The sequence below is a fragment of the Acinetobacter lwoffii genome, from assembly GCF_052078135.1.
GTDB classification, from domain to species: domain Bacteria; phylum Pseudomonadota; class Gammaproteobacteria; order Pseudomonadales; family Moraxellaceae; genus Acinetobacter; species Acinetobacter lwoffii_Z.
On the sequence record NZ_JBQGUZ010000020.1, the window covers coordinates 26071 to 39005 of the forward strand.

The 12935-nt window shown below is 44.9% G+C and carries 10 protein-coding genes and 1 pseudogene; 6 read left to right on the forward strand and 5 right to left on the reverse strand.

Going from position 1 to position 12935, the window contains the following annotated elements; translation table 11 throughout:
- Nucleotides 1-4: 4 nt before the first annotated feature.
- Nucleotides 5-316 (reverse strand): 30S ribosomal protein S10, encoded by a 312-nt coding sequence (rpsJ, locus tag ACTL4S_RS12695; RefSeq protein WP_000070912.1) that lies wholly within the window; start codon nt 314-316, stop codon nt 5-7.
- A 272-nt stretch (nt 317-588) separates the two neighbouring features.
- Entirely contained in the window at nt 589-1323 is a 735-nt protein-coding gene (locus ACTL4S_RS12700) for a type 1 glutamine amidotransferase (RefSeq protein ID WP_004645052.1), read from the reverse strand.
- Between the two features lie 163 nt (nt 1324-1486).
- Between ACTL4S_RS12700 and ACTL4S_RS12705 the strand changes: the two genes are divergently transcribed.
- The 5 genes and pseudogenes from ACTL4S_RS12705 to yihA all read left to right on the forward strand — a co-directional run.
- Nucleotides 1487-2689 carry a PLP-dependent transferase gene (locus ACTL4S_RS12705; RefSeq protein WP_441299452.1) on the forward strand — a complete coding sequence of 401 codons (1203 nt, stop codon included), beginning with the start codon at nt 1487-1489 and terminating at the stop codon, nt 2687-2689.
- A gap of 18 nt (nt 2690-2707) precedes the next feature.
- Nucleotides 2708-4258, forward strand: a complete 1551-nt coding sequence (locus ACTL4S_RS12710) for a helicase HerA-like domain-containing protein (RefSeq protein ID WP_005249894.1) — start codon at nt 2708-2710, stop codon at nt 4256-4258.
- Nucleotides 4259-4411: 153 nt separating this feature from the next.
- Nucleotides 4412-5173, forward strand: coding sequence for a globin domain-containing protein (locus tag ACTL4S_RS12715; protein ID WP_005101211.1), 762 nt, complete (start codon nt 4412-4414; stop codon nt 5171-5173).
- A gap of 97 nt (nt 5174-5270) precedes the next feature.
- A complete protein-coding gene (locus ACTL4S_RS12720) occupies nt 5271-5711 on the forward strand; it encodes an RrF2 family transcriptional regulator (RefSeq protein WP_004732285.1) in 441 nt (146 codons plus the stop codon).
- Between the two features lie 105 nt (nt 5712-5816).
- Nucleotides 5817-6593 (forward strand): annotated as a pseudogene (gene yihA / locus ACTL4S_RS12725) (ribosome biogenesis GTP-binding protein YihA/YsxC); the annotation flags it as partial.
- 276 nt (nt 6594-6869) lie between these two features.
- Here yihA and ACTL4S_RS12730 read toward each other — a convergent pair.
- Both ACTL4S_RS12730 and ACTL4S_RS12735 read right to left on the reverse strand, forming a co-directional pair.
- The gene (locus ACTL4S_RS12730; RefSeq protein WP_441299453.1) at nt 6870-8117 is read right to left on the reverse strand and encodes a dicarboxylate/amino acid:cation symporter; all 1248 of its coding nucleotides are present in this window, start codon (nt 8115-8117) and stop codon (nt 6870-6872) included.
- A 173-nt stretch (nt 8118-8290) separates the two neighbouring features.
- Nucleotides 8291-9163 carry an acyl-CoA thioesterase gene (locus ACTL4S_RS12735; RefSeq protein WP_004645045.1) on the reverse strand — a complete coding sequence of 291 codons (873 nt, stop codon included), beginning with the start codon at nt 9161-9163 and terminating at the stop codon, nt 8291-8293.
- Nucleotides 9164-9445: 282 nt separating this feature from the next.
- Here ACTL4S_RS12735 and plsB point away from each other — a divergent pair, with 282 nt between their 5' ends.
- Nucleotides 9446-12013: a glycerol-3-phosphate 1-O-acyltransferase PlsB gene (gene plsB / locus ACTL4S_RS12740; protein ID WP_441299454.1), complete on the forward strand. Its 2568-nt coding sequence runs from the start codon at nt 9446-9448 to the stop codon at nt 12011-12013.
- 107 nt (nt 12014-12120) lie between these two features.
- Here plsB and ACTL4S_RS12745 read toward each other — a convergent pair whose 3' ends face one another.
- Nucleotides 12121-12924, reverse strand: a complete 804-nt coding sequence (locus tag ACTL4S_RS12745) for an NAD-dependent epimerase/dehydratase family protein (RefSeq protein ID WP_441299455.1) — start codon at nt 12922-12924, stop codon at nt 12121-12123.
- Between the last annotated feature and the right edge of the window lie 11 nt (nt 12925-12935).

A 12935-nucleotide genomic window follows, 5' to 3' on the forward strand; every position in this document is an offset into this window, starting at 1 on the left:
AGCCTTAACCCAATGCGATCTGAACATCAACACCAGCTGCAAGATCTAACTTCATCAATGCATCTACAGTTTTGTCTGTAGGTTGAACGATGTCGATCAAACGCTTGTAAGTACGGATTTCGTACTGGTCACGCGCGTCTTTGTTTACGTGTGGTGATGTTAAAACGTTAAAACGTTCAATGCGTGTTGGCATTGGAATTGGACCACACACTTGTGCGCCAGTACGTTTTGCGGTTTCTACGATTTCTTGAGCTGATTGATCAATCAGGCGATGATCAAAAGACTTAAGACGGATACGAATTCTCTGGTTAGACATACCAGTAAACTCCAAGCCAAATATATAAAGAATCACTCTTGACGCATCTCACCCCACTTTATGTGGGCAAGTGTCAAGAGCAGTGAAATATCACTAAGGTCATGATCGATGCCACGACTGTAACGATAGTTAACTACTTTATTCGCAGTTAACCCCCTTCCTATTGAAGGGTCGCTTATTATAGCCATTGTTTAATGCATAAGCAAATCTCTTTTATGGTTTTATCCAAGTTTTCAATTTATGACTTAAAACAATAGTTTATTGTGTAAATATTAGGCAGTTTTTGCCAAAACATATTCTATAGCACGATTTAATATCTGATTTCCTTCAATAAATTTTTGCTTCGTGGTTTTTTTTAATTCAAATAAATTTTGCACATATTTTCCTGAAAATTGCACAAGCTCTTCTTCATTTTCCAAAAACAATGCCAGGGTTTCCGGCGTGATTTCAGGATGAAACTGGAAGCCCAATACATTTCTGCCCAACTGGTACATCTGATTACGACAGGCTTCATTTTCTGCCAGATGGACTGCACCTTTGGGCAATTCAAATGTTTCATTGTGCCATTGCAGAATATTAAACTGCTCCGGCAGGCTAAAACACGTCTCTGGTAGATTCGCCACTCTGTGCACCGTGGTCCACCCCAATTCTTGTTCTGGATTGCGACTAACACCTGCACCCAAAGCATTTGCAATCAACTGCCCACCCAGACACAGGCCAATTGCCGGTTTACCATGCGAAAGATAGCGACGCAACCAGCGTTTTTCTATTTTTAACCAAGGGAAATTTGCTTCATCATTCACACTCATGGTTCCCCCCATAATGATCAGCAAATCCACCTCTTCCACTGCAGGCAGCGCCTCGATCTCCAGCGGCCGATCCACGGGTAAAGCAAAAAATTCAGTCGCGGTAATGTGCGCCTGATGCTGCTTTAAAAATTCATAACAACTACCAAAACCTTCACCAGCAATATGCTGAAAATAATGCACTTTTAAATGCGACTTCATGCTCCTCAACCTATTTTTTTAGCTATATAGATTTAGGTTTTGCAAAAATGAAGCCAACTTTTTATAAGACTTGTTGTTTTTAAACAATTCACAACGTAACTGGCAGTGAGTCACAGATTCTCTTAAGCTAGAGTAATATTTGATTACATTTGAGCGCATTCACGTGAAACAAGACTCTCAAACTCGCCTGATTCATGCACCACGAAAGGCTCCTCAAGCGATTTCCACCATTCAACCTCCCCTCTATCGTGCATCGACCATTATCTTTAACAATACCGATGCCCTGTTTAATCGCCATTGGACCGATGACTATGATTATAGTTATGGCACGCATGGCACGCCTACGACCTTTACGCTGGGCGATAACATCGCACAACTCGAAGGTGGTTTATATCACCTGCTCGCACCGAGTGGTTTATCCGCGATTAATCTCGTGAATTCTTGCTTTTTAAGCCAGGGCGATGAGGTTTGGGTAGCTGACAATATCTATGGTCCAAACATGGAGCATTTACGCAATATGGAAAAGCGTTATGGAATTACGGTTAAGGTCTACAATCCCATAGAGCTTGATACATTTCAGCCTACAGATAAAGCCAAACTGATCTGGCTCGAGGCTGCTGGCTCAGTCACCTTGGAATTTCCGGATCTGGCTGGTTTAGTGAAAAAAGCTCAGGCACACAATATTCTTACTGCGCTGGATAATACCTGGGGCGCAGGTCTGGCTTTTGATGCCTTTGATTTTAGTGAAGAGCATTTAAGTGTAGATATGACGGTACATGCACTGACCAAATATCCAAGCGGCGGTGGTGATATCCTGATGGGCTCAGTGGTTACGCGAGATAAGACCCTGCATCACAAACTGTTCCGTGCGCATGCCATTCAGGGCATTAGTGTTTCTGGTGATGATGTGGCACAGATACAACGTAGTCTGGCTTCGATGCAACTGCGATATCAACATCAATCCAGCAGTGCGCTTACATTAATGACATGGCTTAAACAGCAAACCGAGTTTGTGCAAGTACTTCATCCTTCAGATCCGGACAGTGCAAGCCATCAGTACTGGAAAGAAATTTGCAAGCAAGGTGATAGTGCCGGCCTGGTCAGCGTGATCTTTGACAGCACATACGTAATGCAGGATATCCGGAATTTCTGTGATAGCTTAAAACTGTTTAAGCTTGGCTTTAGTTGGGGTGGCCCTGTCAGTCTGGTCATGCTATATAACTTAAAAGACATGCGTGTGCTGGAACATTCACACTTAAAAGACGGCTTGCTGGTTCGTTTCTGTATTGGACTGGAATATCCGGAAGATTTGATTCAAGATATTCAGCATGCATTAGAACAAATGAAAAAACTTAAAAACGAATAATAAATAACAGGAAAAGCTATGGGTAGACCAATTGTTATTGCTAAAAAAACTGCGGATACCACACAGGATATTGTGCTGCATTCCCAACTTGCCAATCGACATGGCTTGATTGCAGGTGCCACTGGTACCGGAAAGACTGTGACTTTAAAAGTATTGGCGGAGAGCTTTTCTCGAATTGGTGTACCTGTATTCCTCGCCGATGCCAAAGGCGATGTGTCCAGCCTGGCCAAAGCAGGTGAAAGCAGCCCCAAGTTTGATGAACGGATTAAAAGTCTCAATATCGAGTCCATTCCTTTTGCAGCCTCACCAGTGGTGTTTTGGGATTTATTTGGCGAACAGGGTCATCCGATTCGCACTACCATTTCTGAAATTGGCCCGCTGCTGCTGGCGCAAATACTGAATCTGAATGACACCCAGGAAGGCGTTTTATCTGCCGTGTTTCGGATTGCCGATGATCAGGGTTTATTGCTGATCGACTTTAAAGATCTGAAAGCGATGCTGAGTTATGTCTCTGAGCATGCGGCTGACTTTAAAGCTGAATATGGCAATCTTTCACCCGCCAGTCTCGGTGCGATTCAACGTAATTTGTTAGCACTGGCTGACCAAGGCGGTGACCAGTTTTTTGGCGAGCCGGCGCTGGATCTGATGGACTTTTTGCAGACGGATAGTCAAGGACGTGGCAATATCAATTTGTTGGCGGCTGACAAGCTGATGAATACGCCTAAGCTATATGCCACGTTCTTACTCTGGATGCTCTCCGAGCTGTTTGAACAGCTTCCCGAAGTCGGCGATCTGGACAAACCTAAACTGGTGTTTTTCTTTGATGAAGCCCATCTCTTATTTGATAATGCCAGCCCTGCCCTGCAAGAAAAAATTGAGCAGGTGGTGCGTCTAATTCGCTCGAAAGGTGTAGGGATTTATTTTGTCACGCAAAATCCGTTGGACTTGCCGGAAAGTGTCTTAGGCCAGCTCGGCAATCGGGTTCAACATGCTTTGCGGGCTTTCACTCCCAAAGATCAAAAAGCAGTGAAAACCGCAGCAGAGACTTTCCGAGCCAATCCTGAATTTAAAGTCGATCAGGTGATTACCGAGTTAGCAGTAGGTGAGGCTCTAATTAGCTGCCTGGATGAAAAGGGCATTCCACAAATTGTAGAGCGTGGCTGGGTCATGCCGCCGCATTCATCCTTTACACCGATCTCGCTTGAAGAACGCAAGGCTCTCATGCAGCAAAGTATTGTCGCCGGTATTTATGAGCAGCCAGTCGATCGGGATAGCGCCCATGAAATGCTGCAAAACAAGGTCGCAGAACGCCAGCAACAGGCTCAGGCCGCCGAACTTGCCAAACAGCAAAGCAAGGAACAGGAAGCTCTTGCCAAGCAGCAAATTAAAGAACAGGAACGTCTGGCACGAGAACAGCAAAAAGAAGCTGAACGCGCAGCCAAGCAACGAGAAAAACTGACTCAGGATATTGTCGGCACCTTTGCCAAAAGTGCTGCCCGTAGCCTGGGCGGGAGTACTGGGCAGAAAATTGTGCGCGGCTTACTGGGTTCGCTGTTTGGCCGCAAATAATCCCCCTCCTTTTCCGATCATCATCACACTTTTTATGGGATATTCTTATATCCCATAATTTTTTTATGGTTTTATGACTATGCGCTATTGTAAAGCTATTTTAAAAGATGTAATTTAAATACATCTTTTAAAAAACATCTGTAGACAGCTCTCATGACTCCACAACATATTGAACTTGTACAAGCGACTGTTCCTGTTTTACGTGAAAACGGCGTAGCACTTACTACGTATTTCTATAACCGCATGCTGAACAACCATCCAGAGTTGAAAAACACCTTCAACATGGATCATCAAAGTACTGGCCGTCAACCACGTGCCTTGGCTGCCGCAGTACTTGCCTATGCTGAAAACATTACCAATCCGGGCGTTTTGGCCAAAGCCATCGAACGCATTACCACTAAACATGTCAGCCTGGATATTCAACCGGATCAATATGCGATTGTCGGTGAGAACCTGTTGCACTCGATCAGCGAAGTTTTAGATGTACCCATGGACTCAGACCTGATTGCAGCCTGGAAAGAAGCGTATATGCAACTGGCAGATATTTTGATTGGTGTGGAAAAATCTAAATATGCCACCCTAGCTTCTGAAAATGGTGGCTGGGCGGGCTGGCGCGAATTTGAAGTAGCAGCAGTCAATGATACCGACGCAGGTAAAATCTTTACACTTAAAGCTAAAGATGGTGCAGCGATTGCAAGTGCTGAAGCCGGTGAACATATTTCAGTACGTGTACAGGTGCCTGAACAGCACATTCGTCAACCACAACAGTTTAGCTTTGATCAGGCTCAAAACGAGCAATATCAAATTACTGTGAAAGCGGAAGAAAATCCAACCGCATTCTCGGTTGCACAGACACTGATCGACCACTACAAAGTTGGTGATGTAGTTGAAGTGTCTGCCCCGCTCAAGCTTTAATTGCAAAAACGGTTTAGACTAGCATCAGATTCTGATTAAAAGCTCCATTCGTGGAGCTTTTAACATTCAATTCTTTCATTTTCTAGCTGTTGACGTTATGCAACTCAATAAATTCACTGACTATGCGCTTCGGATTCTGATGTATGTCGCACAGCCACGTGATCTCCCTTATACCATTGCAGAACTTGCCGAGCGATTACAGGTTTCACAAAATCATGCCATGAAAATCGTGCATTTTATGGCGAAACAGGAGTGGCTGATTACCACACGTGGTAAAGGTGGCGGCATACGTTTAAATCCGGCCAGCCTGAACCTCCAGCTGGGACAGATTGTGCGGATCCTGCAACGCGACAGCAATGTAGTGGAATGCAATAGCCCACCCTGCGTATTACGTCCGACCTGTGGTTTAAAAGGTATTTTAGATGATGCGGTGGAACAGTTTTATAGCAGTCTGGACCAATATGTGCTTAAAGATGTGATTAGGCCACGAAATGCACGTTTCAGTACAAATTCTCCGATCGGCCTGATTAATCTTTAAAGTCTTCCGGGTCAGGTCTTGTGACTTATTCTTGCGGCAAAGTTCGCTTGCCTGTGCGACTTCCTTTATAATGTTTCATTGTAGATCATTTATTGAAGTTGAGTTATGCACCACAGCAGAGGAAAATCCAAAAACAGTAAGACAGCCCATGCGCCTAAGCAAAAGATCAGCTACGAGAAAAAAGTTGATTCTGCCATTACTGAATATTCTGTGCGCGCACTCAACTGGCTACGCAAAGCCGAATTTTTAATGAGTGCACCCAAACTCAGTCTTTGTGTAGAAGATACAGGCTATGAAATTGCTTTTGCCGGCCGCTCGAATGCGGGTAAGTCTAGTGCGATTAATGCCCTGACCAACCAGAAACAGTTGGCACGTGCATCGAAAAAACCTGGCCGTACCCAGATGATCAACTTTTTCAGCCTGGGTAATCCGGATCAGCGTCTGGTCGACTTACCCGGTTATGGTTATGCGGCTGTGCCTGAAAAAATGAAACTAGTCTGGCAAAAAGAACTGGAAAATTACCTGATTCACCGTCAAAGCTTGCAAGGCCTGGTATTGTTGATGGATATCCGTCATCCCCTGCAACACTTTGATGTAATGATGCTGGAATGGGCTTATTCCCGCCAGTTGTTCGTGCATGTGTTATTGACCAAATCTGACAAACTAAACCGTGGTCCTGCATCCAAAGCCTTGCAGGAAGTCAAAGCGGCATTGAAAAAGATGAAGCTGGATTTCTCGATTCAACTGTTTTCCTCCATGAACAAACAAGGTTTAGAAGAACTGGCCAGTGTCATGGGTGGCCGTTTGAACTTTACCTTAGATCAAGCCTCTGAATATGATCTGGACAGTATTCCGGAAGCATCAGCGCATGATTTAAATGAATCTGATGAACCGCTTGAAGAGCTCGAGCTTAGTGAATCCGATTCGGAGCATGTTGCCGAAGTATCAACACATGATTTAAATGAAGCTGAAGAACCGCTGGAATTACTTGAGCAGGATCAATCCGAGCTTAAAGCGGCAGATGAATTGAATCAGAATAAGCATTCACCGGATTAAGATCCATATCACCGCAATGGTCTGGGATCGTTCTGGATTTATTAAAACTTACCTTATAAAAAAAGCAGACCAATGGCCTGCTTTTTTTATTTTTTAAATGTTTTAGCTATCTGTAGCTTGAAGATCGGGTTCACGCGTATGCCGGTCCACCACCACACTGATCATCATATCCCCTTGAACATTCACGACTGTGCGTACGGTATCCAGTAAACGGTCGATCGGTAAAAGAATAGCAATCGCCTCGGCAGGCAAACCGACCGACTGCAAGACCATGATCATGGTCACCATACCGGCACTCGGAATTCCTGGTGCACCTAAGGATGCAATCATCGCCGTGGCGCAGACCACCAGTTGCTGCCCCAGACTCAGATCCAGCCCCATTAAATTGGCAATAAATAATGCTGCTGCCGCTTCATACAGTGCTGTGCCATCCATATTCAACTGTGTACCAAGTGGAATCACAAAGCCTGCGGTATGTGGACGTACTCCTAAATTTTCCTGTGCGCATTTCATTGACAAGGGCATGGTGGCCGAACTGGAACTGGTAGCAAAGGCAGTAATCAGAGCAGCTCGTGTGCCTTTAAAGAACGTGACCGGATCCATCTTGCCGAAAACCCATAGCAATAAAGGCAAGACCACGATGCCATGAAAAATCGTCGTGCCGGTAACTACCGCAGCGAATTCAGCCAGACGACTGAGAACTGAAACATCTTCAGTGGCAATTAATTTAGCCAATAAGGCAAAAATACCGAGCGGTGCCAGTTTCATCACCCAGCCAATCATCAACATCATGATTTCAAAAAACTGGTGACTCAGCTTGCGCACGGTACGGAATTTATCTCCTCCCGCAACCAGTGCCACACCCACAAATAAGGCAAAGACCACCACCGCCAAGACATTCCCATCGGCAAAGGCTTTAAACGGATTGATCAGGGTATTTTGAATAAAGTTGGTAAAGAAAGAAGATGGCGTGAGCGTATCCGGCGTTTGATGTTGCGCCATAGCATCCTGGAACATCAGCACATCCACACCCTTACCGACATCAAACAGATGCGCACACGCCAGACCTAAAATAAGTGCCAAGGTAGTGGTGGTCACACAGCACATCAGGGTAATTTTCCAGGTGCGGCTTAGCTGCCCACCCGCCTGCAGATTGGATACGCCGACCACGATCGAGCTAAAAATCAGCGGCACTAACAGCATTTTTAACAAGCCAATAAAAATACTGCTGACGATGCCGATGCCATATAAGCTGATATCAAAAAATGAGGTCTGCGGAAATATCGTCAATAGAAATCCAAACAGCACCCCCAATACGGCGGCAATTAAAATTTGCGTATTTAAGCTCATCTTTTCATGCATTTTTAATATTGATCTTAAGCCGCACTATGCCATGCAGTGTCTATAGAATCGAGTAATATTTTATAAACGCATGGTTGAAGCATGGCATCAAATGGCCTTTTTCATCCGGCTTAAAAACAAAAAACCCAATCTAGGATTCGGCTTTTTGACAGACTACAAACTTATTGTGTTTCGATTTCACGTAAGCGGATCAGACCTTCCTGCGAGGTACTGCAGACCAGCTCGCCGTTCTGCCACATCCGGCCAAAATTCAGGCCGCGCGAACTGGCGCTCTGGGTGGCATCCATATCGTAAAGCATCCATTCATCCGCACGGAATGGTTTATGGAAGTACATGGCATGGTCAATACTGGCACATTGTAAGCTTGGCGAAATATAACTCAGACCATGTGGACGAAGCGCCGTGGTCATCAAGGTAAAGTCAGAATAGAAAGCAGCAATGGCCTGATGCAAGGAGATCTGATCGACTTCTGCAGCAATACGGTCATGCGTACGGATATAGTGCGCATAAGACGGTGCTTCAGGTTGAGGCTGGAATGGATTTTGCGGATTGACCGGACGAATTTCCACATGACGATCACGAGTGAAAGATGCACGAACATTTTCCGGAATAAACTCAATAATCTGCTTGATCAGCTCTGCTTCATTTTTCAGGCTTTCTGCCGGTGGATATTCAGGCTCTGAAATCTGGTAATTCAGGCCCTCTTCCTGATGCGCGAAAGACACCATACACATGAAAATGGTACGGCCATGCTGAATGGCGCGCACCTGACGGCTGACAAAACTCTTGCCGTCACGGATACGATCCACTTCATAAATAATCGGTGCGTTGACATCCCCGCCAAACAGAAAATAGGCATGTAATGAATGTGCTGGACGGTCTGTGGTATAAGACGCGGCGCGTAGTGCCTGCCCTAAAACCTGCCCACCGAACACGCGCTTGCCCACCAGATTCCGGCTGATTCCCCGGAAAATGTTTTCTTCTAACTTTTCTAAGCTGAGCAGCTCGACCAGTTCCTGTGTTAAGGCATTCATAAGCAACCTATCTAATATTGGAGATATCCAAAATGGAAAAACGGATCTAAATAATTGATCTGGAATATTCTGCCACAAAATCAGACCGAAACTCTAAAGTTTGCATGACTGTTCTGTCATACTGATGTCATAAGTGACTAGGAAAAGCACCTGCTTTCACGCTAAAATTGAAGCACTTCTGTTGAAGTTGTTAAAAAAAGATATATTGTTTCGCTTTAGAAACCCGCAAAATAAATTCCCTCAGAAGTCCTGTGGTTTTGGTCAGTAAAATTAGGAGCAGCTATGTCCAAGAATGGCTTTGGTCAAATGTATCGCAAGCTTTCAAGTAAGTTACTTGATCTTGTGGTTACCCCTCATGTTCTTGGGGAAGTACCAAGTGAAGTGACAGCGCCTGAATCTGATCAGACTGCAGCAGAATCGCAGAAACTGGTCTGCTACGTTTTACAGAACCATTCGCGTAGTAATGCACTGGTTGTCGATGCAGAAACGCGACGCTTAAAATTGCCGGCTGCACTTGATCCAATGCAACTGGGCAATAATAAGGAAAAAGCATCAGTACTGTTTTTACAGCATCATGATGAAAATAATCTGCTCAGCTCACCACCGCATGCTTTCCCGCCCCGCCTGTTACGCCTGATTGAAATTCTGGAGCAACATCCTGAACTGGATGTCGAGCTGGTACCCGTAACGGTACTTTGGGGACGTGAACCGGAGAAAGAAGATTCCTGGTTTAAGCTTTTATTTACCGATACTTGGTCTACGCCAAGCCGGGTCAAACAACTGGTCAATATCGGCCTGCATGGTCGCCAGTCTTATTTAGAGTTTCATGAACCGCAGTCTTTACGCACCTTGATTAACTTTGCCAAAGAGACGCATCCAAATTCAGCGCCGGCCACCTATATTGTCAGCACTTTAAATGATTACCTGGATGGTCAGCGTGAAGTCATTCTCGGGCCGGATCTGTCCGACCGCCGTAATGTGATGCATGGTCTGATCAAGTCGCCAGATGTACAGACGGCGATTCGCAATGACAGTATTCGCAGCAAAATCTCGATGCTGGAGTCTGAACGTCGCGCCATCGGTTATCTGAACGAAATCGTTTCCGACTATTCTCATTCTACCGTACGTTTTGCCGACAAGGCCCTGACCCGCTTATGGACCCAGCTTTATGACGGCGTGGAAGTGCATAATTTCAGTACCGTGCGTGAACTGGCCAAGGATTATGAAATTGTCTATACCCCATGTCACCGCAGTCACATTGACTATTTGTTATTGTCTTATGTGATCTATCGTCGTGGCTTGATGGTGCCGTATATCGCTGCGGGCGATAACCTGAATATGCCTTTTGTCGGTCAGATTTTGCGCGGTGGTGGCGCTTTCTTTATTCGCCGTACTTTCCGAGGCAATGCGCTCTATACCACGGTGTTTAAAGAATATCTGTATAGCGTCCTGTCACGTAATACCCCGCTCGAGTACTTTATTGAAGGGGGCCGTTCACGTACCGGTCGTTTGCTACCGCCAAAAACCGGGATGCTGGCAATGACCGTGCATGGTCATTTACGTGGCAAATCTAAGCCGATCGTATTTTTGCCGACCTATATCGGCTATGAACGCCTGATGGAAGGTGGCACTTATGTCGGTGAAATGAGTGGCAAGCCAAAAGAAGCTGAGTCTATTTTTGGTATTTTGAAAACCCTGCGCAAGATTGAACGCATTTTTGGCAAGGTGCACCTGAACTTCGGTAACCCAGTGTTTCTGGATGATATTCTGAAACAGCATGGCGCAGAACATATCAAGATCGAAAAGAATGATGATCCGGTTCCACAAGCAGTTTCTGACGCGGTGAATAGCTCTGCACAGGCTATTCTGGAAAACATCAACAGTGCGGTCGTGATCAATCCAGTATCGTTATTGTCTTTAATCTTGCTGGCTACGCCGAAACATACGTTGGATGAAGAGATCTGTATCAAGCAGCTAGATACCTATCGCACCTTGCTAGCTGCCTTGCCTTATGATGAACGCATGCAGGTGACGCCACTTTCTGGCAAGGAAATTATTGCCTATGCGATGAAGCTGAAACTGATCAAGCGGGTCAAGCATGTACTGGGCGATATCATTGCCATTGAAGATAATCAGGCAGTTCTGCTGACCTATTTCCGTAATAATATTGTGCACACCTTTGTACTGCCTTCTTTGATTGCAGCTTTGGTTGAACATAACGGTACCATTCGCCGTCATGATGTCGTGAATATCAGCAGTACCCTGTACCCATTCCTTAAAGCCGAACTGTTCTTAAAATGGCATGAAGACGAGATTCAGGATCAGGTGAATGCGCATATTGATAGCTTAATTGCCTCGAAACTGATTACACAAGATGGTGAAAACCTGATTGCACCTGCACCAAATACAGAAGCGCATCATCAGCTTGAAGTTCTAGCTGCACCAGTAACCCAAAGTCTGGAACGTTACTACATGACTTTGGCACTGATTACCCAGCGTGGTTCTGGCAATATTTCGACCCGTCAGGTCGAAGAGCTGAGTTATCTGGTGGGACAGCGCCTGTCTGTGCTATATGAGTTCAACTCACCTGAGTTCTTCGACAAAGCCCTATTCCAGAGCTTTATTAAAGTCTTAACCCAAAAAGGTTATCTGTGTACCAATGAAGACAATGCGATTGTCTTTGATGAGCAGCTAACCAATGTGGCTCAATATGCAGATTTGGTACTGGATGAAGTGAAGCTACAAATGCTGCACCACATCACCGACTTTACGGATGAAGAACTGAAAGAAGCTTTGGATGCAGTTGCGGCTGAACAAGCCAAGAAACGCGCGAAGCGGAAGAAGAAGTAAGGCTTTTTATTCCCTCTCCTTTCAGGAGAGGGTTAGGGAGAGGTAATTTCAAAAAGCCCTCCTCCTAACCTCCTCCCAGAGGGAGGAAGAACTTCAATCTACTGGATTTATTTTTTCATTAACCCCAAATAATCCTCATAACAATCTGGATGCTCTAACTCAAATCCCATTTTTTGCATTCGGGTCGCATAAAGCTTCTTACCTGTCACCTGCTCACTTTCTACTTTAAACAAAGGAAGCCCCATCTGCTTTTGGAACCATTGCAATATTTCATGCATTAATTTTGGATCGTTGTTTGTCACAATATAAGAATTTTCAGGATGTTCCACGTGAATCATCTGTGATAAGAAACGTGATAAATCTTCAATGTGAATCCGGTTGGACCAGTGCAGATTCGGATATCTCAACATCAAGGCGGCCATTTTTTGTAGGCGTTCTACCGATGCTCCATAAATCCCACTTGGACGAATGATGGTACATTTCTCAGGATAAGCAGTGAAATAAGCCTGCTCCATCTGCTGCAAGATTTTGCTCTGAGCATCATTCGGGTGAATTTCAGTTTCGTCATCTACGATTTCACCGGAATTTTGCCCATACACTCGTGTCGATGACACCACCACAATCCGTTTCACCGGATGCTGTTTCAAGGCAGAGACAATAGGTTGAACCGAATCCAGATAAGTTTGCTGATAACCTTCAACCGCACTTTGTTTTGGACTAAGTAATATATAGACCCAGTCAATTGGTGCAACTGCAGTTAAATCCAGTTGATGCACATCCTGAATCAGATGAATTGCGAATGAATCTGTTTTGGGACTCTGGCTAATTGTGCTAATTTGATGACCTTGCTCAAATAGTTGTTTAGCCACACGTCGGGATGTTTTACCATAACCGATAAATAAAATATGCATTGAGCACCGAA

What these genes read in the sequence shown, in the direction of transcription:
- ACTL4S_RS12720 (WP_004732285.1), top strand. Translation starts at nt 5,271, where the DNA reads ATGCAACTCAATAAATTCACTGACTATGCGCTTCGGATTCTGATGTAT.
- ACTL4S_RS12745 (WP_441299455.1), bottom strand. Translation starts at nt 12,924, where the DNA reads ATGCATATTTTATTTATCGGTTATGGTAAAACATCCCGACGTGTGGCT.
- ACTL4S_RS12730 (WP_441299453.1), bottom strand. Translation starts at nt 8,117, where the DNA reads ATGAGCTTAAATACGCAAATTTTAATTGCCGCCGTATTGGGGGTGCTG.
- ACTL4S_RS12710 (WP_005249894.1), top strand. Translation starts at nt 2,708, where the DNA reads ATGGGTAGACCAATTGTTATTGCTAAAAAAACTGCGGATACCACACAG.
- ACTL4S_RS12715 (WP_005101211.1), top strand. Translation starts at nt 4,412, where the DNA reads ATGACTCCACAACATATTGAACTTGTACAAGCGACTGTTCCTGTTTTA.
- ACTL4S_RS12735 (WP_004645045.1), bottom strand. Translation starts at nt 9,163, where the DNA reads ATGAATGCCTTAACACAGGAACTGGTCGAGCTGCTCAGCTTAGAAAAG.
- ACTL4S_RS12700 (WP_004645052.1), bottom strand. Translation starts at nt 1,323, where the DNA reads ATGAAGTCGCATTTAAAAGTGCATTATTTTCAGCATATTGCTGGTGAA.
- rpsJ (WP_000070912.1), bottom strand. Translation starts at nt 316, where the DNA reads ATGTCTAACCAGAGAATTCGTATCCGTCTTAAGTCTTTTGATCATCGC.
- plsB (WP_441299454.1), top strand. Translation starts at nt 9,446, where the DNA reads ATGTCCAAGAATGGCTTTGGTCAAATGTATCGCAAGCTTTCAAGTAAG.